This window comes from Nocardia sp. NPDC003979 (assembly GCF_053605015.1).
In genome coordinates this window covers 34304-58500 of sequence record NZ_JBSGIJ010000026.1, presented here as the reverse complement: position 1 = coordinate 58500, position 24197 = coordinate 34304, and the positions used below count along the sequence as shown (strand labels likewise).

The 24197-nt window shown below is 68.3% G+C and carries 25 protein-coding genes; 13 read left to right on the top strand and 12 right to left on the bottom strand.

Going from position 1 to position 24197, the window contains the following annotated elements:
• Positions 1-23: 23 nt before the first annotated feature.
• Together ACWEVR_RS31075 and ACWEVR_RS31070 are read right to left on the bottom strand one after the other, a co-directional pair.
• A complete protein-coding gene (locus ACWEVR_RS31075; RefSeq protein ID WP_452469807.1) occupies positions 24-1280 on the bottom strand; it encodes a phthiocerol/phthiodiolone dimycocerosyl transferase family protein in 1257 nt (418 codons plus the stop codon).
• Positions 1281-1407: 127 nt separating this feature from the next.
• Positions 1408-2808, bottom strand: a complete 1401-nt coding sequence (locus tag ACWEVR_RS31070) for a glycine--tRNA ligase (protein WP_371851938.1) — start codon at positions 2806-2808, stop codon at positions 1408-1410.
• A gap of 179 nt (positions 2809-2987) precedes the next feature.
• On the opposite strand from ACWEVR_RS31070, the gene ACWEVR_RS31065 reads away from it, so the two are divergent.
• The 9 genes from ACWEVR_RS31065 (at position 2988) to ACWEVR_RS31025 (ending at position 9577) form a co-directional block, all read left to right on the top strand.
• Complete coding sequence (locus tag ACWEVR_RS31065) at positions 2988-3338, top strand: ArsR/SmtB family transcription factor (protein ID WP_067486782.1); 351 nt, start codon at positions 2988-2990, stop codon at positions 3336-3338.
• A 5-nt stretch (positions 3339-3343) separates the two neighbouring features.
• Positions 3344-3787: a Fur family transcriptional regulator gene (locus ACWEVR_RS31060; protein WP_067487122.1), complete on the top strand. Its 444-nt coding sequence runs from the start codon at positions 3344-3346 to the stop codon at positions 3785-3787.
• A gap of 85 nt (positions 3788-3872) precedes the next feature.
• Positions 3873-4166: a hypothetical protein gene (locus ACWEVR_RS31055; protein ID WP_452469806.1), complete on the top strand. Its 294-nt coding sequence runs from the start codon at positions 3873-3875 to the stop codon at positions 4164-4166.
• On the top strand, positions 4166-5968 hold the full coding sequence (locus tag ACWEVR_RS31050) for an alpha/beta hydrolase (protein ID WP_452469805.1): 1803 nt from the start codon (positions 4166-4168) through the stop codon (positions 5966-5968). Before ACWEVR_RS31055 ends, ACWEVR_RS31050 begins: the two co-directional genes overlap by 1 nt.
• Complete coding sequence (locus ACWEVR_RS31045) at positions 5965-6465, top strand: hypothetical protein (protein WP_452469804.1); 501 nt, start codon at positions 5965-5967, stop codon at positions 6463-6465. Before ACWEVR_RS31050 ends, ACWEVR_RS31045 begins: the two co-directional genes overlap by 4 nt.
• 17 nt (positions 6466-6482) lie before the next feature.
• Positions 6483-7127 (top strand): DUF3558 domain-containing protein, encoded by a 645-nt coding sequence (locus ACWEVR_RS31040; protein WP_452469803.1) that lies wholly within the window; start codon positions 6483-6485, stop codon positions 7125-7127.
• A gap of 11 nt (positions 7128-7138) precedes the next feature.
• Complete coding sequence (locus ACWEVR_RS31035) at positions 7139-7519, top strand: hypothetical protein (RefSeq protein ID WP_452469802.1); 381 nt, start codon at positions 7139-7141, stop codon at positions 7517-7519.
• On the top strand, positions 7516-8832 hold the full coding sequence (locus ACWEVR_RS31030; protein WP_452469801.1) for a hypothetical protein: 1317 nt from the start codon (positions 7516-7518) through the stop codon (positions 8830-8832). The genes ACWEVR_RS31035 and ACWEVR_RS31030 overlap by 4 nt, the downstream gene beginning before the upstream one ends.
• The gene (locus ACWEVR_RS31025; protein ID WP_452469800.1) at positions 8819-9577 is read left to right on the top strand and encodes an ESX secretion-associated protein EspG; all 759 of its coding nucleotides are present in this window, start codon (positions 8819-8821) and stop codon (positions 9575-9577) included. Before ACWEVR_RS31030 ends, ACWEVR_RS31025 begins: the two co-directional genes overlap by 14 nt.
• Positions 9578-10071: 494 nt before the next feature.
• Here the strand turns inward: ACWEVR_RS31025 and ACWEVR_RS31020 are convergent, their stop codons facing one another.
• On the bottom strand, positions 10072-10338 hold the full coding sequence (locus ACWEVR_RS31020; RefSeq protein ID WP_452469799.1) for a hypothetical protein: 267 nt from the start codon (positions 10336-10338) through the stop codon (positions 10072-10074).
• A gap of 296 nt (positions 10339-10634) precedes the next feature.
• Here ACWEVR_RS31020 and ACWEVR_RS31015 point away from each other — a divergent pair, with 296 nt between their 5' ends.
• Positions 10635-11741 carry a Fic family protein gene (locus ACWEVR_RS31015; RefSeq protein ID WP_452469798.1) on the top strand — a complete coding sequence of 369 codons (1107 nt, stop codon included), beginning with the start codon at positions 10635-10637 and terminating at the stop codon, positions 11739-11741.
• 126 nt (positions 11742-11867) lie between these two features.
• On the opposite strand, the gene ACWEVR_RS31010 is transcribed toward ACWEVR_RS31015, so the two are convergent.
• Entirely contained in the window at positions 11868-12833 is a 966-nt protein-coding gene (locus ACWEVR_RS31010) for a hypothetical protein (RefSeq protein WP_452469797.1), read from the bottom strand.
• 102 nt (positions 12834-12935) lie between these two features.
• On the opposite strand from ACWEVR_RS31010, the gene ACWEVR_RS31005 reads away from it, so the two are divergent.
• Positions 12936-13538: a TetR/AcrR family transcriptional regulator gene (locus ACWEVR_RS31005; protein WP_452469796.1), complete on the top strand. Its 603-nt coding sequence runs from the start codon at positions 12936-12938 to the stop codon at positions 13536-13538.
• Positions 13539-13655: 117 nt separating this feature from the next.
• Positions 13656-14399 (top strand): LGFP repeat-containing protein, encoded by a 744-nt coding sequence (locus ACWEVR_RS31000; protein WP_357150055.1) that lies wholly within the window; start codon positions 13656-13658, stop codon positions 14397-14399.
• A gap of 3 nt (positions 14400-14402) precedes the next feature.
• Here ACWEVR_RS31000 and ACWEVR_RS30995 read toward each other — a convergent pair whose 3' ends face one another.
• From ACWEVR_RS30995 to ACWEVR_RS30975, 5 genes are all read right to left on the bottom strand, one after another.
• Entirely contained in the window at positions 14403-14756 is a 354-nt protein-coding gene (locus ACWEVR_RS30995) for a hypothetical protein (RefSeq protein WP_452469820.1), read from the bottom strand.
• Positions 14757-14830: 74 nt separating this feature from the next.
• On the bottom strand, positions 14831-15643 hold the full coding sequence (locus ACWEVR_RS30990) for an isoprenyl transferase (protein ID WP_067486738.1): 813 nt from the start codon (positions 15641-15643) through the stop codon (positions 14831-14833).
• Between the two features lie 107 nt (positions 15644-15750).
• Complete coding sequence (gene recO, locus ACWEVR_RS30985) at positions 15751-16521, bottom strand: DNA repair protein RecO (protein WP_067486735.1); 771 nt, start codon at positions 16519-16521, stop codon at positions 15751-15753.
• 65 nt (positions 16522-16586) lie between these two features.
• Entirely contained in the window at positions 16587-17189 is a 603-nt protein-coding gene (locus ACWEVR_RS30980; protein ID WP_452469795.1) for a TetR/AcrR family transcriptional regulator, read from the bottom strand.
• Positions 17176-18042: an alpha/beta fold hydrolase gene (locus tag ACWEVR_RS30975; RefSeq protein WP_452469794.1), complete on the bottom strand. Its 867-nt coding sequence runs from the start codon at positions 18040-18042 to the stop codon at positions 17176-17178. The genes ACWEVR_RS30980 and ACWEVR_RS30975 overlap by 14 nt, the downstream gene beginning before the upstream one ends.
• A 150-nt stretch (positions 18043-18192) precedes the next feature.
• Here ACWEVR_RS30975 and ACWEVR_RS30970 point away from each other — a divergent pair, with 150 nt between their 5' ends.
• Positions 18193-19617 (top strand): amidase, encoded by a 1425-nt coding sequence (locus ACWEVR_RS30970; protein ID WP_452469793.1) that lies wholly within the window; start codon positions 18193-18195, stop codon positions 19615-19617.
• 1 nt (position 19618) lies between these two features.
• On the opposite strand, the gene ACWEVR_RS30965 is transcribed toward ACWEVR_RS30970, so the two are convergent.
• Genes ACWEVR_RS30965 through ACWEVR_RS30955 form a run of 3 tightly spaced genes read right to left on the bottom strand, consistent with a single transcriptional unit; the run spans position 19619 to position 24196 of the window.
• Entirely contained in the window at positions 19619-21355 is a 1737-nt protein-coding gene (locus ACWEVR_RS30965) for a serine/threonine-protein kinase (RefSeq protein WP_452469792.1), read from the bottom strand.
• Complete coding sequence (locus ACWEVR_RS30960) at positions 21352-22566, bottom strand: DUF7373 family lipoprotein (protein WP_452469791.1); 1215 nt, start codon at positions 22564-22566, stop codon at positions 21352-21354. Before ACWEVR_RS30960 ends, ACWEVR_RS30965 begins: the two co-directional genes overlap by 4 nt.
• The gene (locus ACWEVR_RS30955; RefSeq protein ID WP_452469790.1) at positions 22553-24196 is read right to left on the bottom strand and encodes a protein kinase domain-containing protein; all 1644 of its coding nucleotides are present in this window, start codon (positions 24194-24196) and stop codon (positions 22553-22555) included. Before ACWEVR_RS30955 ends, ACWEVR_RS30960 begins: the two co-directional genes overlap by 14 nt.
• Position 24197: the final 1 nt, after the last annotated feature.

The following is a 24197-nucleotide window of genomic DNA, read 5'->3' as shown; positions in this document are numbered from 1 at the left end:
GGAACCGCTGCTGACAGTGACTTTCAGGCCGACGCGGCGGTTTCGCGTGAGCAGGCCCAAGTCAGTTCCGCGACAACGGCTGTCAGCAATTCGGCTGCGCGGGTCCCGCCACCGAGGCGGCCGATCGTCAGCCTGCCGAGGTAGGTGTAGACGAGGAAGGTGACCGCCGCGGCCGCACCGGTGGACGGGCGCGGGTGGGCGGAGAGGTAGACGATCTCGTAGTCGTCGAGGATGAGTCCGGTCGGTGCGCGGAACAACGGCACCGTTCCGGTGTTGGTGACGGCGATATGGCCTGCGGTCGAGTGGATTCGGGTGGGGCCGTAGTAGTCCGGGAAGTGCAGCACCGACTGTTCGACGACGCCGTCGGCCAGGTCGTTGTGCAGGCTGGTGCCGATGCGGCGGGCCAGGTCGACGACATCGTCGGTGTCGTCGGTCGCGAACGCCGCGAGCCCGGACACGTTCGTCCCTGCCTCCGCCGCCACCGGCGGGTCGAGACGCCTGCGCAGATCCACCGGGTAGACGCAGCCCACCCGCTCCCCGCCGTACAACCCGCGGTATGCCCGCAGCACGGCGGCGGTGACCAACCCGTTGACGCTCACCGCATGCGCGCGAGCCAGCTCGAGCACCCGGGCGGTCTCGGCCGGTTCCAGCCGGATGCGAGCAGGTCTGGCGAGGGCGGCGGGCTCGGCGCGCTGCGACCCACCGGTCTCGGCCACGACGAGCGGCCGCGTCACCGCTTCCAGCCCCGACCTCGGACCGCGTCCGATCCCCCGCTGCGCCAGCATCATCTCCAGCGATACCGGCAGCTCCCGCGCCCCCGCGATGATCTTCCCGGTCTCCACATGATCGGTGTAGTACCCCCACAGCCGCGCGAACAGCTCGACGCAATGCCCGGCGTCGGCCACCCCGTGGTGCACGAACAACGTGACCCTGGCCCGATCCTCTTCGGCGAGAACGACATCCAGGTACCCGAGCTGATCGGCGGGGTCCATGGTCTCGGCGGGCACCCGCACCTCGTCGGGATCACCGAAACTCACCCACGCGCCGACAGCCTCGAAATCGCCCGGCCGCAACAGGATTCCGAGTCCCTCGGAGTCCTCGACGATCCGGCACACCAGGATCGGAAACGCCCGCTGCAATGCCGCGAACGCCGCACCGAGCGCGGCGGCGTCGAGTTCCCCGTGCACCGTCACCGACCGCCCGGTGAACGTGCCGTGCCGAACGAATCGTTGTTCCGACGGGTCGAGCACCCGCACCACGTCTTCCGGTTCCCACAGCACACCGAAATCGTGAACTACCCACCCAGCCGACGCAAACCGTCGGCTACACAGTGTGATCAACGCGGCTCGACCACGATCACGTGTCCGGACATGCGAAAGCCCGCGACGGGCGCGGGCTTTCGATGGGTCAGGCGCCGATGAGGCGGGCGGCGAGGTAGGACTCGACCTGGTCGAGGGCGATGCGTTCCTGGGCCATCGAGTCGCGCTCGCGGACCGTCACGGCCTGGTCGTCGAGGGTGTCGAAGTCGACCGTGATGCAGAACGGGGTGCCGATCTCGTCCTGACGGCGGTAGCGGCGGCCGATGGCGCCCGCGTCGTCGAAGTCGATGTTCCAGTTGCGGCGCAGCTGTGCGGCGAGGTCCTTCGCCTTGGGGGTGAGGTCGGCGTTGCGCGAGAGCGGCAGCACCGCGGCCTTGACCGGCGCCAGACGGCGGTCCAGGCGCAGCACCGTGCGCACGTCGACGCCGCCCTTGGCGTTGGGTGCCTCGTCCTCGGCGTAGGCGTCGACCAGGAACGCCATCAGCGAACGCGTCAGACCGGCCGCGGGCTCGATGACGTACGGGATGTAGCGCTCACCGGAGGCCTGATCGAAGAAGCTCAGGTCGGTGCCCGAGTGCTCCGAATGCGTCTTGAGGTCGTAGTCGGTACGGTTGGCGATGCCCTCGAGCTCGCCCCACTCGCTGCCCTGGAAGCGGAAGCGGTACTCGATGTCGGTGGTGCCTGCCGAGTAGTGCGACAGCTTTTCCTTCGGGTGCTCGTAGAGACGCAGGTTGTCCGGGTCGATGCCGAGGTCGGTGTACCAGGCCAGGCGGGTGTCGATCCAGTACTTGTGCCACTCGGCGTCTTCACCGGGCTTGACGAAGAACTCCATCTCCATCTGCTCGAACTCGCGCGTGCGGAAGATGAAGTTGCCGGGGGTGATCTCGTTGCGGAAGCTCTTGCCGATCTGGGCGATGCCGAACGGCGGCTTCTTGCGCGCGGTGGTCTCGACGTTCTTGTAGTTGACGAAGATGCCCTGCGCGGTCTCGGGGCGCAGGTAGTGCAGGCCCTCTTCGTCGTCGACCGGGCCGAGGAAGGTTTTGAGCAGGCCGGAGAAGTTCTTCGGCTCGGTCCACTTGCCGGGCTGGCCGGTCTCGGGATCGTTGATGTCGGCCAGGCCGTTGGCAGGCGGGCGGCCGTGCTTCTCCTCGTAGGCTTCCAGGAGGTGGTCGGCGCGGTAGCGCTTGTGCGTGTGCAGCGACTCGACCAGCGGGTCGGAGAACGTGGCGACGTGGCCCGAGGCCTCCCAGACCTGACGGGGCAGGATCACCGAGGAGTCCAGGCCGACAACGTCTTCGCGGCTGGTGACCATGGTCCGCCACCACTGCCGCTTGATGTTCTCCTTCAGCTCCACGCCCAGCGGACCGTAGTCCCACGCCGACTTGGTGCCTCCGTAGATCTCACCGCACGGGTAGACCAGACCCCGGCGCTTGGCGAGGTTGGCAACGGTGTCCACCTTCGACTTGGGTGCCACGCGAGATTTCTCCATCCACTGCGAGTCGGTTTGTTCGGTAACCAGCCTGCACGGTTTTCCGAACGCATTTGGTCCAGCGTATCGGGCCGGGTCCAGCGAGATATCAGCAGCCGACCGATGCCACGCCGCGCCACATTCGACATGCGCACACTTGCATGTCAAAATGGTATCGGTTTCCATTAAGGAGTTGGTTGATGACCACCGATGCCGCGCCTGCGCACCAGCACAGCCCGTATCAGTCCCTGCCGCCCGCGCCGGTACCCGCGCGAACGGTGCTCGAGGACGCGGGTGAGCTGCTGCGCGCCCTGGCCGCCCCGGTGCGGATCGCGATCGTGCTCCAGTTGCGCGAGTCACCGCGCTGCGTGCACGAGCTGGTCGACGCGCTGGGGGTCACCCAGCCGCTGGTCAGCCAGCATCTGCGCATTCTCAAATCGGCGGGCGTGGTGCACGGGGAACGCTCGGGTCGCGAGGTGCTCTACGAACTCGTCGACGATCATCTGGCGCACATCGTCGTGGATGCCGTCGCCCATGCCGAGGAAGGGTGAAACCGTTGGCAGACAATCACTCCGGCAAGCAGGTCGGCGTTCGCAGCACGCGTCAGCGCAGTGCCATCTCAGCGCTGCTCGGCGATATCGACGAGTTCCGCTCGGCGCAGGAATTGCACGACGAACTACGTAAACGCGGCGAGGGCATCGGCCTGACCACCGTGTACCGCACCCTGCAGTCGCTGGCCGACGCGGGCATGGTCGACGTGTTGCGCACCGACTCGGGCGAGTCCGTCTACCGCCAGTGCTCGAGCGGCCACCATCACCACCTGGTGTGCAGGCAGTGCGGCAGCACCGTCGAGGTGGAGGGCCCCACCGTGGAGGCGTGGGCCGAGGCGATCGCCGGCGAGCACGGCTTCACCCAGGTGAGCCACACATTGGAGATCTTCGGCACCTGCCGCGACTGCGTGCGCGCCGCCGCCGAGAACAGCGAGTCCGCCTCCGTGTGACTCACATCACATGATGGAACCCTCACTCCGCGTGCCCCGTCCAACCATCACAACGACGAGGCGCGGTAGCGGAGGAGGGGATTTCGTGAGTGGATTCTTGGGGGTCGAGCCCGGGCAGGTGACGGCGATGGCGACCACCTGGCGCCAGGAAGCCGGGGCGGTCGAGGCGCTGAGCTTGGCGGTGATGAACGAGGCGACCGGCGAGGGAAGTGACGTGCTCGCTGCGCTGCGCGGCGTACCCGATCCGGCGCGTCAAGCGATGACCTCGATCGCGACCAGGTATTCGGCGCTGGCCGATCTGCTCGACAAGTTCTCGGCCGACATCGAGGCCGCCGACGGCGCGACCGCCGCCGAGATCACGAAGCTGGAGCCGCGCTGATGCGGCCGACGATCCCCCAGCTCGACACCTGGAATCTCGACGCCGTGCACCGGGCCGCCGAGGCTGCCCGCGCGAACGCCGACCTGCTGTCCACCTCGGTCGACGATTGTTCGCGCGCGCTGTCAGCGGCAGGAAGCTGGCACGGCCGGACGAAAGACGCGGCCACGCAGCGCATCGATGAGGAAGTCGATCACGGGTACGAGGTGCGGACGGTGCTGCTGCGCATCGCCGACGACGCCGCTGATGTGTGTCAAGGTCTGAAGCACGCGAAAACGTATGTGCTGGAACAGAAGAACCTCGCCGTATCGCAGGGGTTCACGGTTTCGGACGACGGCGCAGTGAGCCATACGGAGCCCGAAAAAGAGGGCGCCGCAGGGGTTTTCCAACTCAACCTGCGCAGCGGGTTGGACGAAATCGAGCGGCTCGACACCCTGTTCGGTGGTCGGTTGCGCGAAGCGGTGGGTGATCTGGTCGCCATCCGCGATGGGCAGCCCAGCATTGCGCTGGCCGATGGCTCGATGCACGACCCCGACGCGGTGGTGACGCGGTTGGCGGCGCTGTCGCCCGACGAGCGGGCCGCCTTCCTGGCCGGATCGTGTCCGGAAGTCCGGCGTCAGCTGGTGATCGCCGCGCCGGAGACCCTCGGCAACCTCAACGGGGTGCCGTTCGCGATGCGGGTCGAGGCGAACGAGATCAACATCCGCAACGCGCTCACCAGGGAGAAAACAAAGTCCGTGCCGGATGCCGCCCGGGTCAGCCAGCTGGAAGCCATGCTGTCGCCGATCCCGGATCCGGAGGCGACAGTCTCGGCCGCGGCGCTGGGCATGGTCGACCGTAAGTTCGTCATGTTCAGCACCGAGGGCAACGGGCGGATGATCGAGATGCTCGGCAGCATGCGAACCGGGGTACCCGGCGTCGGTGTCTACGTGCCGGGCACGAGCACCAACCTCAATTCGTCCGGGTCGAATCATGTGGCCGCCTGGAACCTGGCCGACCGGACCGGCGGGCCGATCTTCCTCTACATGGAGGGCGACTTTCCGCAAAGTCTCACCAGCCTGTCCGATGGTGCGCCGAGCCCGTCGTTCGCCGCGGAGATGGCGCCGAAACTGGTCGAGTTCGGTCGGGAAGTGGACCGGGAGGTGAGCAGCCACGCGCCGGGCACGCCCGTGACGTACGTCGGTCACTCCTACGGCGGCTCGGTGGTGGGATCCGCCGAGCAACTCGGGCTGCGGGCCGATCGGATCCTGCACGCTTCGTCAGCGGGAACCGGCGTGTTCGAAGGTGGGTGGAACAACCCGAATCCCGATGTCCAGCGCTATTCGATGACCGCGCCCGGCGACCTCATCGGCGTCGTCCAGTCCTACCCGGATGCCGGGCTCAGCCTCCCCGGCTTGCGCCTGCCCGGCAACCCGCACGCCTCCGATGTCCTCGGCGGCGACCCCGACGAGGTTCCCGGGGTGATCCGGCTCGACACCGGCTACTACGGCGACAGCTCGTCGCGTGCGGGTGAGGTCGTATTCGGTACCGACGGCCACGGCAAGTATTGGGACGATCCCGGATCGACCGCCTTCGGCAATATCGTCGGCGTCATCGCGGGAACGGACGCCACCGCCTATGTGGAGCGTGGCATCGAAACCCCCTGGGTGGACGTGGGTCTCGGCGACAACGGTAACGGCGGCAAGGAAGCGTTCGACGCCGGTCGCGCCGCCACCGCGCAGGCCGTCCTCGATATCGAGAACCCGTATGCCGACCCGCGCGTGACCGACAATCCGCAACTCGGCGCCCGGATCGAGATCCGATGAGAATCATTGCTGTGCTGACGGTTTCGCTGGTGCTCACGGGGTGCTCGCTGGTCGAGGAACACGGCCCGACCAATGAGGACATCATGCGGCGCTCGGGGCTGACCGTTGCCCAGAGCAAGCCGATTGTGGCCGACAACTTCGAGCTGATCTGGCCGGAGGAGCTGTCCATCGACCCGGCGGCGGTCGACACGAGCACCGGGTGCCGCAGCAGGATGGACTCGATCAGCATGGACGGCCCGCCCTGGCGCCCCCGGTATCAGCGGGAGCAGGTCGACCCGTCGCAGGAGTTCATCGACCGGGCGATGGCCAATCTCGAGGCGATGACCGCACGCGGGTTCACCCTCGTGCCGAGTCAGAACCCCGATGCGGACCCGGTGAGCAGGTACTACCGGGACGCGCGCGGGTTCTCGGTGTCGTCGTCGCGCAGCCGGGTCGGACCCGACAAACAGGAAGTGCGCTTCACCATGGCCTCCACCTCACCGTGCGCGGCCGAGTGAGGCTTCGGGGTGTCGCAGTGGGAGACAACAGTGGCTACGATCGCGGGAACGTCGTGCACGGTACCGGTTCTGCGGGAGGGATGACAGACATGGCAGTTCGACGGGGTACGGGCATGGTCGGGGTTGTGGCGGCGGTGGGGTTCGTCGTCGCCGGGTGCGGGAGTGAGCAAGGGGCGGCCACTCCGCAGCCGAGTCAGGTGAGTGTGGCGGCCAGTCCTACCTCGGTGGATGCCGAGGCCAAGGTGTGGGATCCGTGTTCGCTGCCGGATTCGGCGGTCGGTGGGGTGGGGTTGAATGTGGGGAGTAAGAAGAAGGATGTTGCGGGGGTGGATTTTTCGGGGTGGAAGGTGTGCGAGTGGAAGGATTCCGCGAACCTGTACAGCTTGGCGCTCATGTCGTCCGAGCACACCCTGGCCGAGTCCCGGAATCAGACAACCAAGTACACCGACTTCACCGACGTGACGGTCGGAGGACGTAAAGCCCTTCAGTTTCGGCCGGTCGGCGCGGCGAGCGATCTCGCTTGCTATGTGAGCGTCGAACTGCCCGACGGCTCGGTCGATTTCCATCTGCAGAATCGGGTCTCCGCCAAGAATCCGCCGGAGCCTTGTGCTGAGGTGACCCGGATCAGCGCCGCCCTGGTTCATTACCTCCCGGCGAATTGACGGGTGGCAGCATGGTTCTCGGTATCGATCCTGCTCAGTGGAGTCATTTGAAGTCACAGGCCGACGCGGGTCAGTTGATGCTCGATCCGGAGGTCGGGCGCGACCTCGATCGTGTGTGCGACGACCACATCTCTCGCTTGGAAGAGGTGTTCCTGATGGTCGGGCGCGTCGAGCGCATCACCGGCTTCGGCTCCTTCGATTCCAGCGCGATCTTGGAGAAGAAATTCTCGCTGACCGCATCCGGCGGCGACCGAGCGCTGGACACTGTCCTCAGGCAACACATCGAAGTCGTCCAGACCGCGAAAGAGGTCGTCGCCAAGGCGATCGCGAATTTCGTCGCCCAGGACCAGGCGGCCGGCGACCAGATCTCCGCGACGGGGGAACACCTGTGACGTATGAGGATTACAAGAGCAGAGTGATCGCCGCGCAGGAACAGTGGAACATCGAACGGTCGAAGATCTACGCCAGCTATGCCGACGGCAACTACGCCACCATTTTCGACGGCGACCTGCAACCGCCGCACATCACCACTCCCGACAATTACGACAGCATGTCGCTCGAACAGATGCAGGCCGCCGTCGCCGCGATGAAACCCCGGCTCGTCGACGACGCAGTGACGGCCTGGGCGAATATCGGCATGAATCTGATGGGCACCTTCCTGAAGTTCAATCAGGAGTTCTCCCGCACCGTCACCGGCGCCAACGGGCGCGGCGGGTGGACCGGTGCGGCGGCGTCGGCGGCGGTCGCGGCGGTGAACAACTACTCGGAACGGTCGATCCCGCTGTCGCAGGCGGCGACCGCGATCAGCTGGAAGCTCACCGAGATGCGCACCGGCATCGAGCAGACGCAGGCATTGATGCCGGGGCTCACCGAGCGCGAGAATGTCACCGGTAAGACGTTGCCTGCCGAGGGGGTGATGAAGGTCGACGATCACAATCGCGAAGAAGCCACGCAGGAGGCGCGCAGGATTCTGCGCACCGTCTACAGCCAGGTGGCGGGGCAGGCCGATGTCGGGGTGCCTTTCCTGCCGACCGCACCGGTCATCGCAGGCGACGGCGGTGGGCCCGGTGGTCCCGGTGCTGGCGGTGGCGGTTCGAATACCGGTGATACTCCCGGGGATTCCGCAGGCAACAGCCCTGAGGACACCGGCGCGGGCGACGACCCGGCGACTACCGAGGACCCGAATTCCGATCCTGCGGCCACCACACCGCAAGCCACCGACCCGGGCTCGACCACCGCGCAGAGTTCCACGGCGACACCGCAATCCAGCACGCCGTCCACTTCGGCCCCGTCCACCGGTTCCCCTACGGCGACCGGGCCCGGCGTGACCGCTCTCGGAGCGACCGGACCCGGCGGCGGGAGCAACGGTGCCCGAGGTGGGGGCAGCAGCGCCGGCCGTGGCGGCGGCTCGGCAGCAGGCGGTCCCGCATCACCGGGCAAGTCGAGTCCCGGCAATCACTCCCCTGCCGCAGCTGCCGCCGCCGGGTCACGAGCAGGCGCGGCGGCCGGTGGCGGTCGCGGCGCACCAGGGATGGGTGCCATGGGTGCGCCCGGTGCCAGGGGCGGCGGCTCGGACGAGGAGCGGACCAAAGGCATTCCCGATTACCTGATCAACCAGGACAACGGCGACCTGCTGATCGGAACCGACGGAATCAGAACCGTGCCCCCAGTGATCGGCGGAGACCACGACAGTGCACCGAGTTGAGTTCACCGGCATCGAATTCGAGATCCTCTGGTCCGGTTACGGCCGCGACCGCCTCCCCTACCCACTCCAGTACCGCACCGACATCGCCGATTTCGACGAACTGAAACGCCACCGTGAAGCAGCCGTGGAAAAGCTGCTCGCCAAATACGATCCGGCGATCGAACAGGCCATCGACGTGCTGCTCGTCCCCGATGCCAGGGTCGAGTCCAAAGGTTATGTGGGCCAGGACGTCTCGAACGTCATCCGATTCCACGGCGCCATCCGCGGCCGGGCCGGTGCCACCCTCGCCCAGGCGCCGGGGACCGCCGAGGACACCGGCAGCGATGTCGTTCTCACCTGTTGCACCGCGGATCAAGTCGCCGCACTGACCGTCGCGGCCCTTCCCCGTACCAAGCCCGGCACCAAACCGCCCGTCGAGGTGCGTCGCGAACGTCTCGCCGAGGAAGAAGAACACTTCGAATACCGCGCGGGACGCCTGAGTTCCCTGGAACAACTCAACCGGATCTTCCACCGCCCCCGCCACGCCGTCGGCGAGATCTCCGCCCTCGCGGGCCCCGCCCTCGACTCCCGCCCCACCCCCGCCCGCAGCTTCTGGTGGATGGACTATCCCGACGGCCGCTACTACGTCAAAACCGGCGACCCCATCATCGCCGAACCCCTCCCCACCTCACGAATGATCGCCGGCATCCACCGCATGCTCACCCGAGCCCAGCGCTACCACCAGGAATTCGGCCCCAACCCCTGAATTCTCTACCGCTGAGGCGGCATCCCCTGCGGCGGATATCCCGGCTGCTGCGGGTAACCCTGCGGCACAGCATTCGGATTCCCCGGGTACTGCTGATACCCGGGCTGAGGCTGATACATCCCCGGCTGCGGGTACGCCCCCTGCTGCGGAAACTGCTGCCCCATAGGCGGAACCTGCCCCGGATAATACGGCGGCATCCCACCACGGACAGGCGGCCGCCGAGACCCCGACGACATCTTCACGATCGCGAGAATGATCCCCCCGAAAACCAGCACGAACGCAATCAAACTGCCCAATGCTTCGAACATACCCGCATCCTCTCACACTCGACGGGGGCATCCTCAATTGCCGAAAGGCATTGACACAAGCCATCTTCGACTGGCCACCAGGTAGCGAAAACTTTCGGATCGTGTCCTACGGAGTAGCAGCCGATATCGCCGCACTCTCCTCCCTGGAGAGAAGTTGTCTGTGTGCCAGGCGGCCCGAAACGTGTACTACTGGCGCCCCGGCGATGCCGCCTCGCGCTCCGCGAGGAACACGTCGAGTAGTTCGAGCGTCATAGCGATCACGCGCTCCTCCTGTGCCTGTGTGAGCGGAGCGCCTGCCTCCCGATCGGGCAGTGCCAAGTTCGTGATCTGCGCTTCCCAACTGAGGTTCGGTGCCACGTCGTAGTTCGCCATCAACCACTCCCGGAAGCCTTCCAGACCTTGTCCGCCGGTACGTCGCGCGCCGAAGTCGTAGCCGTTCAGGAAACCTGTCACCCCGCGGAGTGTGGTTCGCCCGAGGTACATCCCGGGCCGCCGTCCGAAGAGATTCAGAAACTCACGGTCGCTCAGCTCATCGAGGTCGCGGACTTCCCGACCGTTGACGACAAGCGGGGCGGCTCCGTAGGTGGGGCGACCACGATCTTCCTCGGGCACAACGCCATTCCAGCACAGCATGCGCTGGGGCGCCTAGCGAGCATCCGTGCGTGGCGCACCGGCGGCGGATTCGTCGTGCAGCGATTACACAGCCTATTCGCTTCATAATTTGCAGCGAATAGGCGTAGAATCGCTGCATGGCAGGCAGTACGTACATCTGGGAGGCGGCGGATTGGCCCCGCCTCACGTACGACGCCGCACTGCTGGCCAAGCCGACAGCGGCCGTCGCGCTCGCTCAAGGTCGCCTGCACGGTCGCCTCGCGGAGACCGACGACCTGACACAGGAACGTGCTGGACTCGAGGCACTCACCGCCGACGTCGTGAAGTCGAGCGCCATCGAGGGCGAGTTGCTCGATGCGGTGTCGGTTCGGTCGTCCATCGCACGCAGACTCGGCGTGGACATCGGTGCCGCCGCCCTGTCGGACCGCAAGGTCGACGGTGTCGTCGACATGATCCTCGACGCCACCCGCCACTACGAACAACCCGTGACCGCCGAGCGACTGTTCGGCTGGCACGCGGGGCTCTTCCCCACCGGATATTCGGGCATTTCACGGATCCGCGTCGGTGGCTGGCGCACCGACGAAACCGGCCCGATGGAGGTGATCTCCGGGCCGTACGGCAAGCAGCGCGTCCACTTCGAAGCGCCACCGGCCACCCGCGTCGACACCGATATGCGTCGGTTCCTGGAATGGCTCGACGCGGACACAGCCGAACCCGCGATCCTGAAAGCCGGACTCGCGCACCTGTGGTTCGTGACCATCCACCCGTTCGATGATGGAAACGGCCGAATCGCCCGTGCTATAGGCGATCTCGCCCTCGCCCGGTCGGAATCCAGCCCCCGCCGCTTCTACAGCCTCTCGGCCCAGATCCAGCGCGACCGCGAGAACTACTACTCAGTCCTCGAAAAGACCCAGCGCGGAAGCCTCGACGTGACCGCCTGGCTCTCGTGGTTTCTCGATGCCCTCCACCAGTCGATCATCCAGGCGGACAGAACAATCGACGCCGCGCTCGCGAAGGCCACCTTCTGGCGCACATGGCACAGCACCCCGCTGAACGTCCGCCAGATCGCCATGCTCAACCGCATGCTCGACGGTTTCGACGGGAAACTCACCTCCCGTAAATGGGCGATCATCACCAAAACTTCCCAAGCCTCCGCGCTCCGCGACATCAACGAACTGATCGACTACGGAATCCTGCGTCGCTCCCCGTCGAGCGGCCGAAGCACCTCATACGAACTCTCTTAGCCGGACCGGCTCCGCCGTACGGTCGCACGGGGATGGATCGCCACCGGCGAATTAGGACACTCCACACGCCTACACAAAAGATGCTCCACGCGAAAGGTGTTCGCGCGGAGCATCTTTGGTTCGGGGTCAGGCGGGGACGGGTTGGTGGGATTCGGTGGGGTGGGGCTGGCGGGTGCGGAGGGCGCCCAGGCAGAGGAGGGCGGTTCCGGCGATGGCCCAGGTGAGGAGGATGGTGAGGGGGAAGGTGGCTCCCGCGCCGTCGAAGTAGGCGGTCGAGCGCATCAGGGTGGCGGCGGCGCCGGGTGGGAAGAGTTGGCCGAGGGTGCCCCAGGGCTGCGGGAGGAGTTCGGGGGCGGAGGTGGCGGCGGAGAAGGGGTTGCCGATGAGGAGCATGAGGAGGGCACCGAGGCCGATGCCCGCACGGCCGATGGTGGCGGCGAGGCCGACGATGGTCGCGGCTACCGCGAAGGAGGCCAGGGCGGCGATGGCGGCGAGGGCAAGGTAGGAGCCGGGGACGATCGAGAGCCAGGTGTGGAAGATCAGGGTGCTGAGGAGGCCGCCGACGATGCCGAAGGTGGCCAGGCCTGCCAGGCGGGCGCCGAGGGTGGAGACCGCCAGGGTGAGCAGGACACCCGCGGCGATGCCGGACATGACCAGCGGGAGCACCATCGCGCCGAAGCCCGCGCCGCGTGGGTCGTCGGGGTCCGCGGCGATCACGTCTTGGACCGGGACGGAAGTGGCGCCGCCGAACTGCTGGGCGAGCGCGGTGAGCTGCTGGGCGACAGCGGGTGACGCGGCGGAGGCCACGAGCACCTGGGGTGCGCCGCCACCGGTGACGATCGCGCCGTAGACCTCACGGTCGGCGAGGGCGGCGCGGGCGGCGTCCGCGTCGGCGAGGGTGGTGATCTCGAAAGCGTCGGGGTTGCGCTGCTGCAACTGCTGGCCGACCTGTGCGGCCTGCGGGCCTGCGACGGCGATCGGGAGGTCGCGAGGGGCGAGGTTGACAGCGGGCCAGGCGAACGCGATCAGCATCAGAGCCTGCAGCAGGGTGGCCGCGAGCCCGATACCGACTGCTCGGCGGGTGATCGTCATGGCATTTCTCCCTAAAAGCGAATGTTCGTTCTTTTTGTTGCCTCAACGATGACACCACCCTCGCTCGCTTGTCAAGAACGAGTATTCGTTTTACTTTTAGGCATGCCCAGAGTCAGCGAAGAACACCTGGAACGCCGCAGGCAGCAGATCCTCGACGCCGCGCAACTGTGCTTCGCCCGCAAGGGCTTCCACGAGACATCCATGCAGGACGTCTTCACCGAATCGGGGATGTCGGCGGGCGCTGTCTACCGGTATTTCGCGAGCAAGGACCAGATCATCTGGGCGCTCGTCGCACGCACCCTCGGACCCCTGCGCGAGCTGCTCGCCGACAAGATCAGGGCAGAGCAACCGCCGACCCCGGCCGAGGTGGTTCGCATGCTCACCGGCGAGATCGTCACGCGCAGCGGCCCGGACGGACCGCTGCGGCTCGCGCCGCAGGTGTGGGCGCTGGCGATGGTCCAGCCCGATGCCGCCGCGATCCCGGTGCGCGAGTCGATCGCGGGGATGCGGGAATTGTGGGTCGAGTACGCGACCAGGATGCGTGAGCTCGGCTGGGTCCCCGCCGACGCCGATGTCGATGCCCTTGCCAAGACACTGATCGGCCTCCTACCGGGTTTCATCCTCCAGCATCTGCTGCTCGACGACGTGACGCCGGAGGATTTCGCGCGCGGCGTCGACGTGATGCTTCCCGGGCCGCGGCCGTAGCTGTTGTCGCGAACCTCACTGTTGAGACCGGCACGTTCGGGGTAGGTTCGGGGGCGGCACCGGAGGGGGTCCCGTGCGCCGGACATCGCCGATATCGATCCGACCAGGGAGTTTCCTGTGGCACTACACCGACGAACGCTTCGCACACGCGGCCTGACCGTCCTGGCCGCCGTCACCGTGGCAGCCGCTGCCGCCGCCGGGACGGCACAGGCGAGGATGATCGGCGCATTCGAGGTGGGCGGGGCGATCGAGACCGAATACGACCAGGTGGGCGGCGCCGCGCTCGGCGACCCCACCGGCCCGGAGGCCGACGCGGCGGCGGGCGGCAAGTACCAGACCTTCGCCAACAACGCGGCGATCTACTGGCACCCCGACACCAACGCCAACACCGTCGCGGGGCAGATCCGCGACAAGTACGCGGCCCTCGGCAACGAGTCGGGGACGCTCGGCTACCCCGTCACCCGCGAACTCTCCACTCCGGCGGGCAACGGCCGGTTCAACCACTTCCAGCGCGGCTCGATCTACTGGTCCGTCGGCACCGGCGCGCACCAGATCAGCGGCCCGATCAAGGACAAGTGGGCGGCGCTGGGCTGGGAGTCGAGCCCGCTCGGCTTCCCGCTCACCGATGTGGCCAAGGCGGGCAAGGCCGACGGCCAGTTCACCATGTTCCCCACCGGCGCCATCTACTGGTCCTCGACCACCGGCGCGCACGCGGTATGGGGCAGCATCCAGGCCGACTGGATCCGCGCGGGCGCCGAGAACGGCCGCTACGGCTACCCGACCAGCGACGAATACGACTACCAGGGCGGTAAGGCCCAGGACTTCCAGGGCGGCAAGATCACCTGGAAGCCGGCCGGCTAGCGGCTACGGCGCGAGCAAGCCCTGCCTGGCCTTGCTCGCGCCGGACAGCGTGAGCAGCAGCATGGTGGTGAGGGCCTGATCGTCGAGGCCCTCGGCCGGGAACGTGTAGCGCAGGATGATGTCGGCCAGTTTGCCGCGCGAGATCAGGGTGACCGAACCGAACTGGATCTCGGCGTTGCGTTCGGCGACCCGCTTGTGCAATTGGGATTTCAGCGGTCGGTCCCAGGCCAGCACACACGTCATCGACAGAACCGTGAGGCCCGGCGCCAGGGTGACGGCGCGGATCGACGACAGCGCGCCGTCGTACTCGAAACCGAGCGAACCGTCGGCGTCCACGCGCACGTCGATGTCCTGCATCTGCAGGCAGGCGCCGGTGCGCGCCTGCAGGTCCAGTTCGGGGGTGACCGTGGCGTCCATGTCGGCTCCGTCGCTCATTTGGTTCCGCCGAAACGGCGGTCGCGCTTGGCGTATTCCAGGCACGCGGCCCACAGGTTACGCCGGTCGAAGTCGGGGAAAAGCGTGTCCTGGTAAACGAATTCGGCGTAGGCGGCCTGCCAGATGAGGAAGTTGGAGCTGCGGAACTCACCCGAGGGACGAAGGAACAGGTCCACATCGGGCATGTCCGGCTCGTCGAGGTAGCGGGCGACGGTCGACTCGTCGACCTTCTCGGGGTCGATCTCCCCCGCCGCCACCCGGCGCGCGATTTCGCGTGCGGCGTCGGCGATTTCGGCGCGGCCACCGTAGTTGACGCACATGGTCAGCGTCATCACGTCGTTGTCCTTGGTGAGCTCCTCGGCCACCTCGAGTTCCTTGATGACGCTGCGCCACAGGCGCGGTCGGCGCCCGGCCCAGCGGACCCGCACACCCATCTCGTGCATCTCGTCGCGGCGGCGGCGGATCACGTCGCGGTTGAAGCCCATGAGGAAGCGGACCTCGTCGGGGCTGCGGCGCCAGTTCTCGGTGGAGAAGGCGTAGGCCGACAGCCACTTCACACCGATCTCGATGGAGCCCTCGACCGCGTCCATGAGTACGGCCTCGCCACGTTCGTGGCCCGCGGTGCGCGGCAGACCACGCTCTTGAGCCCAGCGTCCGTTGCCGTCCATCACCAACGCGACGTGGTTGGGCACCAACTCCGGCGGAATCGCGGGCGGGCGGGCACCGGAGGGGTGCTGCGACGGCGGACGGACGGTGCGGGTCGAGCTGCTCCCAGCGGCGGGGTCACGACGGAGGATCACGGCCTCCATCCTGCCTGATCCCCCGCCGCACTCCGCACGGGCTCCACCATCGTGGCCGGGCCACACGACAACACGGGCTCCCCCGTCGACGCCCGATCCCGCACGTGCTCCGACTCTCAGCCCGCGCGACCGGCCGTCGCGGCGCCGGGTTCGACGCGACTGCGCTCGATCAGCGGCAGGGTGCGCAGCTGGCGTTCCAGATGCCACTGCAGATGGGCGGCGACCAGACCGCTGGCCTGGCGGCGCACATTGTCGGGAACCTCCGCGATGTAGGCCCACTCCCCCTTGAGCAGTGCGACGAGCAGGTCGAGCACGCCCGCGGCGGGCGTGCTCGCGCCGGGCGGGCGGCAGTGCACGCACACCGCGCCACCGGCGGCGACGTGGAAGGCGCGGTGCGGGCCGGGGGTCGCGCAGCGAGCGCATTCGTCGAGCGCGGGTGCCCAACCGGCGAAACCCATGGCGCGCAACAGGTATGCGTCGAGGATCAGCTCGTGGGGGCGCTGTTTCGCGGCGATGGCACGCAAAGCGCTCGCGGTGAGCGCGTGCAGTTTCGGGGCGGGAGCGCGTTCCTCACCGGCGAGACGCTCGGCGGTCTCGAGGATCGCGCAGGCGGTGGTGTAGCGGCCGTAGTCGTCGATGATGTCGGCGGCGAACGCCTCGACGGTGGTGACCTGGGTGACGATGTCGAGGGTGCGGCCGGGGTGCAACTGCACGTCGATGTAGGCGAACGGCTCGAGCCGGGCACCGAACTTCGACTTGGTCCGCCGCACACCCTTGGCGACGGCGCGCACCAGCCCGTGTTGCCTGGTCAGCAGCGTGACGATGCGATCGGCCTCGCCCAGCTTGTGCTGACGGACCACCACCGCCTCGTCCCGATACAACCGCACGCGCCCAGTCTTCCACGTCGCCCCGACACCGCGTCCACGGACACGGCGGACTCCCCTCCCAGCGGTCAGCTCGGCCTGAGCAGACCGGTGATGAGCAGCAGCAGCGACTGCTGGGTCTCGGCGCGGGCGCGGTCGGGGTCCTCGGCGTGCGCGACGATGAGCGAGGCTTCGGTGATCGCGCTGAGCAGCAGCTGCGCGAGCACCGGGACCGGGACAGCGGGGACGATGCCGGAATCGACGGCGCGCTGGAGTTCGGCGGTGAGCAGGCCGAGCCCGTGCCGGGATTCGAACTCGCGAAAGGCGGGCCAGCCCAGGACCGTCGGGGCGTCCATCAGGACGATGCGCAGCATCTCCGGGCGGCCGCAGATATCGAGGAAACAGGCCAGACCGGCCGTCATGCCCGCGACGACGTCGCCGGGGTCGACCGCGTCGATCGCGCGCGCGATCTCGGCCGTGGCCTCGGTCTCGATCTGTTCGAGCACCGCGAGAAACAGCCCGCGCTTGTCGCCGTAGTGGTGGTGCAGGGCACCGCGGGTGACGCCGGCGGCGGCCACCAGTTGCTCGGCGGAGGTACCGGCGAAGCCGCGCTCGGCGAACAGGTCACGGCCTGCCTGCTCGAGCGCGGCGCGGGTGGTGCGGGAGCGGTCCTCCTGACTACGGCGCTGCATGCAGCCGAGTGAACTCCACGATCAGTTCGGCGAGCAACTCCGGCTGGTCCTCGGGCAGGAAGGTGTAGGAATCGTCGACGGTACGCAGGCTCGCCCCCGGCAGGTCGGCGACCAGCCGACGGGCCAGCGACATCGGGAACAGCTTGTCCTCGGTGGACCAGACGACGAGGACCGGCAGGTCGACCTCGGCGAACCGTTCGGCGGCGGCCAGGGTGTGCCGTGCGTCCACGCCCGCGGCGAAGCGGCGCAGGTCCGCCCTGATCCCGGCATCACGCCGGGCGGGACCGAGGTAGGACTCCGCGATCGGTCGGGGCAGTGCGTGTTTGGTCACCCAGCCGAAGGCGAGCGGTAGTCGCTGGGCGGGCCGCCAGCGCAACGGGGCGAGCAACGCGGCGATGGCGCCCGGGATCTTCGTCAGGCGGACCAGGGTCGTGAAGGGCTGCGGCGGGAAGACCTCATAGCAGTCGACGGCGGCGAGGACGACGCGGCCGATCCGCTCCGGGTGGCGGGTCATCAGGATCTGGGTGAGCGCGCCGCCGGTGTCGTTGGCGACGATCGTGACATCGGTGAGGTCGAGCGCGTCGAGGAACTCCGCGATGAGGTCGGTCAGGCCGACGGGTGTGAGCTCGGCGTCGGGCATCGGAATCGAATGCGAGCCGAGCGGCCAGTCGGGCGTGAGGCAGCGGTGTCCGGCCGCGATTAGGCCGGGAACGACACCGCGCCACAGATCGGCGTTGACGAGCAGGCCGTGGACGAAGACGACCGGTGATCCTGTTCCGGTGTCGTGATAGCGGATGCGACCCGACGACAGCGTGAGGTCGTGTGCCGGGCCGAGTGCTGAGCTGATTCCCATGGGGTCCTCCCCTGATCGAAAGCTTGGCCCCACCACTGTTACATACATACCGTATGTATGTCTAGACCTGGAACATCCACCTAGGGTATGTGGACGAGTGACCAGTTGAGGGATAGCGTCGAGGCGACTACCTGCAGAGACGGAGTTCAGATGTCCGCGCCCGACCGCATCGCGCCGCCACCGGCCGACCTCGGCCTCGCCGAACTCACCTCGGCCCTGGCCGGCGGCACGACCAATTCGGTCGCCGCCGTCACCGACGCACTCGACCGCATCGAGGCGTCGCAACCGACGCTCAACGCCTTCCGGGTGATACGCAGGGCGGCCGCCCTGCGCGAGGCCGCCGAGGCCGACGCGCGGCTGGCCGCCGGTGTCCGATTGCCGCTGCTCGGGGTGCCCGTCGCGGTCAAGGACGACACCGATGTGGCCGGTGAACCCACCGCCTTCGGCTGCGGCGGTGAGTTCCCGCCCGCCACCGAGGACGCCGAATCGGTGCGCCGGTTACGCGCGGCGGGCGCGGTGATCGTCGGCAAGACCAACACCTGCGAACTCGGCCAGCTGCCGTTCACCAGCGGCGCGGCCTTCGGCCACACCCGCAACCCGTGGGACCGCACCCGTACGCCGGGTGGTTCCTCGGGCGGTTCGGCGGCGGCGGTCGCGGCCGGAACGGTCCCTGCCGCACTGGGTTCCGACGGCGCGGGTTCGGTGCGAATCCCGGCGGCGTGGACCAACCTGGTCGGCATCAAACCGCAGCGCGGCCGAATCTCCACCTGGCCGCTGCCGGAGGCGTTCCACGGGCTCACCGTCAACGGACCGCTGGCCCGCACAGTGGCCGACGCGGCCTTGCTGCTCGACGTGGCCGCCGGCGCGCACGACGGCGACCTGCACACCCCCGCCCCGATCGACGCGCGCGCCGCCGTCGGCCGCGACCCGGGCACGCTGAGAATTGCGGTGTCCCTGAACATTCCGTTCACCGCGACCAGGACAGCGCTCGATCCCGAGATCGCAGCCGCCGTGCACGCGATGGCGGGCACTCTGCGCAAACTCGGACACACGGTGACCGTGGCCGATCTGCACTACGGTCTGCTGGTCGGCGCGTCGTTCCTACCGCGCTCGATGGCCGGGATCAGCCGGGTACACCGCACCATGCCCGGCGCCGTCGTCGACCCACGGACCACCGCCAACGCACGCATCGGACGCCTGCTCGACGGTCCGGCACTGTTCGCCGCCCGCCGCCTGGAACCATTGCTGCACAAGCGGATCGGCGGCTTCTTCGACGACTACGACCTGGTGCTCGCGCCCACCACCGCCACTCCCGCGCCGCGCGCCGAGGACATCGACGGCATCGGTACGAGCTCGACCAATGCCCTCATCACCGGCGCCTGCCCGTATACGTGGCCGTGGAACGTCCTCGGCTGGCCGAGTGTGAACGTGCCCGCGGGCTTCACCGAGACCGGACTACCGATCGGCGCGCAACTGATGGGCACGGCGAACACCGAGCCGCTCCTCATCTCTGTCGCGGCACAGCTCGAATCGGTGCTGCACTGGGAGCGTCAGCGGCCGACGGCGTGGTGGTGAGTCAGAGCGGGGCGTTCACCCACCAGCGGTTGTAGAGGTCGGTGCCGTCCGTCCCGCCGAGGACGACGATCAGGCAGAAGTTGCGGGCGGTGTCGTCGAATTGGATGCTCAGCGCACCGGCGACGGTACCGGGAACGCGGCCGGGGATGTCCTGGATGACGATCCGCCCCCGGCCCGACGGCCGCTCCCACAACTCTTCCCTGGTCGCGAAGGCGTCGTCGAACTTACCGGCGGTGCCAGGTGCGCGATTGCCCTTGCAGGCCACCGTCATCCGCTCGACCGGAGCGCGATCGCCGTTGCAGCTGAGGGTGCCCATGTCACCGAGTTGGTCCAGCGGTACGGGGTCGTAGTTCTTGTCGATCGCGGCACACCGGGTGCCCTGGTAGCCACTGGTGAACGGAGACTTCGGGAGCAACTCGGGAAACGCCCGCACAATGTATTCGTGGGCCTTCCACGGTGATTCGGCAACCGTCGTCGGGGCGGCCGATGTCGCAGCGATCTCCGGGGTCTTCGCGTCATCCCGGTTCAGCGCGACGATACCCACGGCGAGCGCGGCGACGGTGACCACGAAGGCCGCTCCGGCCACCAGCGAACGTCGCCTGCGCGGTCGGTCGACGGTCGGGCCGCCGCCGGGAACCCACGCCTGCTGCCCACCGTGCGAAATAGCCTGTGTGCCCATGCCTCTCGGAGTTTCGGACACACGGCCTTGCACGCTGCGTACGCCGTGCGGAGTGCCCTGCGTACCCGGCGCTCCGCTCGGCATCGCCGGCACGCCGCTCGAAACTCCCGGCGCACCACTCGACACACCGGCCCCCGGCGACGCGCCGAGTTGTCCGAGCGGTGAGTTCCGCGGCAGCAACGCCTCGCGCTGCCCGAGGTGAGCCTCCGGAGGCACCGGCGTGCCGAATGCCGCAGACGCGGCCGCGGCCAAGGCGCCGCAGCTGGCGTAACGGTCGTCGGGGTTCTTGGCCAGCGCGCGGGCGATCACCGCGTCGACGGCGGGTGGAAGGCGTGGATTCAGCTCGGTGGGCCGGGGCGGCGGCGCGGTCAGGTGGGCGTTGATGACGGCGGCGGGCGTGTCGCGGGGGAACGGCTTGCGGCCGGTGAGCAGCTCGAAAAGCGTGCAGCCCAGTGAGTATTGGTCGGCGCGATGATCGACGGCGTCGAGCCGGATCAGTTCCGGCGCGGCGTAGGCGAGGGTGGCCAGGAAAACGCCGGACTCGGTCAGGGCGGTGCCGTCGGTGCCGGATTTGGCGATGCCGAAATCGGCGACCAGCACCCGGTCCGGCTCCCCCGCGCGCGATTCCAGCATCAAGTTGGCGGGCTTGACGTCGCGGTGCAACAGTCCGGCGCGGTGGGCCGCGTCCAGCCCGGCGGCGGCTTCGGTGACGATGTGCAGCGCCAATCGCGCATCGGGCAGGCCATGACGCAGCACGGAGGCGGCATCGGTGCCCGCCACGTACTGCATCGCGATCCACAGCGCGCCCTGGTCCATCCCGCGATCGTGGACCGCAACCACATTCGGGTGGTCGATCCTGGCCGCCAGTTCGGCCTCCCGCACGAACCGGGCCCGGAATTCGGCGGAAGCGCTGTGCGCGTCACCGAGCACCTTGAGCGCATCCCAGCGCGGGAGTCGCGGATGACGCGCGGCGTAGACGGTACCCATGCCACCACTGCCGAGCACTCGCTCGATCACATACCCGGCGAAGACCGCACCCGGGCGCAGCTGCGCGGTCATTCGGCCAGTTCCAGCAGGCTGTACTGGGCGGCCGCCTTCTGCCGGATCTGCTGTTCGGTCGGCGCGAAGATCGTGGCGATATAGCGGCCGTGCAGCAGTGCGCACACATAGCGAACCTCCGGCTCGCTATCGGACGCGCCGGAGTCGCCGCACCGGATGTCCTCGATACCCGCGGGACCGGGCAGCGGTCGCAGGTCCGCCGCCCAATCCGTGGCACCGCGCTCGTAGGCCTGGCGCGCCTCGGTGGCGTCGAAGTAGCGTTTGAGTCCGTCGAAGCCCATCAACGCCAGGGCATTCGCGGCGCTCCGATGCTGGCGTGAACTCATCAGAAAGGTCGCGTTGGGGCCGTACACCACGCCCCTGGCGTGCAGCATGCCCTTCCCGCCGGCGATGTTGTCCGCGTCGACCAGCAACACCGCGGGCGCCGACCAACGCCCCACCTTCTCCGGAACCATCCTGGCCAGCATGCCCTCACCGTCGATCGGCAGGTCGGCGAACCGCTCGGGCGGCGTCGGCACGAAGCGGGCGAGTTCGGGCAATTGCGCATCCAACGCTGCGCCGATCAGAGTGGTCAGCGCCGCGGCATCGGGGGTGGTGTGCACGGCGTACACGCTGACCACGAACGCGCCGTGTGCGATGGTGGCCGCCATGCTCGCCACGGTCGGTCGCCAATGCGCCTTGGCCGCAGGGTATTTCGGGATCGGCACCGCGACGTTTTCGGCGCTTACCGCTGCATCGCCTGCGTCGAGGCCGGCCGCCGCCGCGGTCGCCGCAGCCGCGTTCGGCATGCGAAGGGCCAGCACGGTCAGCTGCCGGGTGCGGGCCGTGTCGGTCCCGCCGGTGACGAAACCGGCGTGCATGCCGTGCTCGGCGAGCACGGCACGTGCCTGTTCGGACAGCACACCCGACACCTTCGCCGGAGTCGGCAGCGGAACGGCACCCCATCTGGAAGTCGGGACCGACAGCGCGGAATCGGCTTCGGCCGGATTGACCATGACCTCGCCGATCCGGAGCGACTCGATCACCCGCCCCGAGTATTCGGTTCCCGGCGGTGCCTGCAACGGAACATGCTGGTAGTGCCCATAATCCAAGGTGGCGAGGTCGACCCGGAGCGGCTCTGCCGTCCCGGATACCCGGCAGCCGGTCACCGCGGCGGTCAACAGGACGGCACCGAGCAGACCGCGGGCGGCGCGGGAATCACAGCGGCGCATCGGCCCACCACCTTTGGCGCAGTTCGGCGCCGTTGGCGGCGCCGAGGACCCTGATCCGGCAGAACGACCGGGCGGGATCATCGAAGTAGATCGACAGGTTGCCGAGGAGATTCCCGTCCATATCGGTGTTCCTGCCCCAGTGCAGATTTCCGGTCCCGGACGCACGGCGCCATTGTTCGCTGCCCTCCACCGTGTCCGTGCTCGGCGGCGGTGACATCAGCGAGCGGTCGGTCTTGCATTCGATGGTGACCGAGACCGCCGGGTCGCGGTTGCCTTCACAGCGCATTCGCGCGAAAGGCGCGAGTGTGTCGGTCGGAACATGGTCGCCGTTGTCGTTGATCATGTAGCAGGCTGTCAACTCTTGGTATCCGACGCCGAGCTGAAAGACGGGCAGCAGGTCGGGAAACAGGTCGGCGATGAAGCTGTAGGCGCCCCACGCGGTCGCCGGGGGCAGGGGCGGCGGCGAGGTGGTGGCCTGCGCGCGGGGCGACTCGGTGCCGCCACCGGTCCCGAGCATCGCGGCGGTGACGACGCCGACCATGAGCACCGCCGCGGCCGTGATCCGGAAACCACGGCGGCGGACGAGCCGGGCGAACGGGGTGCGCCGCGGTAGCAGCACCGCCCTGAACGGGTCTTCGTGGAGGAAGCGCGCTCGTGGATCCGGCACTGCGGCAGCGACTCCCGCAACGTACTGCGGAGGCGGGGTGGATGGATGTACCGAGTTCGGGACAGCGGCGGAGGTGGGTGCGGCAGGGCTCTGGACCTGTGGTGCCGACGGTGCGGGTGCGGACCCGTTCATCGCCTCGCGGGCCGCGGCGGCCAGCGCACCACACGAATCGAACCGCTGCGCCGGGTCTTTGGCCAGTGCCCACGCGATCACCGCGTCGAAGCCCGCCGGGAGCCCGGGGCGCAACGCGGACGGCCGCGGCGGCGGTTCGTGCAGGTGGGCATACATCACCGCGGCGGGCGTCTGCCGCGGGAAGGGGACTGTGCCGGTAAGTAATTGGAACAGCGAGCAGCCGAGGGCATAGACATCGGCGCGGCGATCGACGGGGTCACCGCCCAGTCGTTCGGGCGCGACATAGGACAGCGTCGCGGTGAAGCCACCACCGGCCGACAGCGTCGCGGTGTCCTCGGCGTGCCGGGCGATGCCGAAGTCGGTGATCAGCACCCGGTCGGGCAGGCCCGACTGTTCGGCGACGAGGATGTTGGCCGGTTTCACGTCGCGGTGCAGCAGTCCCGCACGATGCACCTCGTCGAGGCCGCGGGCCGTTTCGCCGATGATGTGCACCGCGCGCGCCGGGTCGAGCCCGCCGGGTGCGCGCCGGATCAGGTCGGCGGCGTCGGAACCCGCGACGTACTGGGTGGCGATCCAGAGCTTGCCGTCGGTTTCGCCGCGATCGCGCACCGCGACCAGATTCGGATGCTGCAGCCCGGCGGCGAATTCGGCTTCCCGCAGGAACCGCGCCCGGTACTCCGCGTCGTCGGCGTGGTCGTCGGCGAGGATCTTGATCGCGTCGTGGCGGGGCAGACGCGGGTGCCGCGCCAGGTACACGGTGCCCATGCCACCGGAGCCCAGCTTCCGCTCGATCAGGTAGCCGGCGAACTCCGCGCCCTCGGCAATACTCACC

Coding starts and splice junctions, on each gene's coding strand:
- ACWEVR_RS31035 (WP_452469802.1), top strand. CDS start 7,139: ATGGTTCTCGGTATCGATCCTGCTCAGTGGAGTCATTTGAAGTCACAG.
- ACWEVR_RS31015 (WP_452469798.1), top strand. CDS start 10,635: ATGGCAGGCAGTACGTACATCTGGGAGGCGGCGGATTGGCCCCGCCTC.
- ACWEVR_RS31010 (WP_452469797.1), bottom strand. CDS start 12,833: ATGACGATCACCCGCCGAGCAGTCGGTATCGGGCTCGCGGCCACCCTG.
- ACWEVR_RS30995 (WP_452469820.1), bottom strand. CDS start 14,756: ATGCAGGACATCGACGTGCGCGTGGACGCCGACGGTTCGCTCGGTTTC.
- ACWEVR_RS30970 (WP_452469793.1), top strand. CDS start 18,193: ATGTCCGCGCCCGACCGCATCGCGCCGCCACCGGCCGACCTCGGCCTC.
- ACWEVR_RS30980 (WP_452469795.1), bottom strand. CDS start 17,189: ATGCAGCGCCGTAGTCAGGAGGACCGCTCCCGCACCACCCGCGCCGCG.
- ACWEVR_RS31005 (WP_452469796.1), top strand. CDS start 12,936: ATGCCCAGAGTCAGCGAAGAACACCTGGAACGCCGCAGGCAGCAGATC.
- ACWEVR_RS31045 (WP_452469804.1), top strand. CDS start 5,965: ATGAGAATCATTGCTGTGCTGACGGTTTCGCTGGTGCTCACGGGGTGC.
- ACWEVR_RS31050 (WP_452469805.1), top strand. CDS start 4,166: ATGCGGCCGACGATCCCCCAGCTCGACACCTGGAATCTCGACGCCGTG.
- ACWEVR_RS31070 (WP_371851938.1), bottom strand. CDS start 2,808: ATGGAGAAATCTCGCGTGGCACCCAAGTCGAAGGTGGACACCGTTGCC.
- ACWEVR_RS30965 (WP_452469792.1), bottom strand. CDS start 21,355: ATGACCGCGCAGCTGCGCCCGGGTGCGGTCTTCGCCGGGTATGTGATC.
- ACWEVR_RS30975 (WP_452469794.1), bottom strand. CDS start 18,042: ATGGGAATCAGCTCAGCACTCGGCCCGGCACACGACCTCACGCTGTCG.
- ACWEVR_RS30990 (WP_067486738.1), bottom strand. CDS start 15,643: ATGGAGGCCGTGATCCTCCGTCGTGACCCCGCCGCTGGGAGCAGCTCG.
- ACWEVR_RS30960 (WP_452469791.1), bottom strand. CDS start 22,566: ATGCGCCGCTGTGATTCCCGCGCCGCCCGCGGTCTGCTCGGTGCCGTC.
- ACWEVR_RS31065 (WP_067486782.1), top strand. CDS start 2,988: ATGACCACCGATGCCGCGCCTGCGCACCAGCACAGCCCGTATCAGTCC.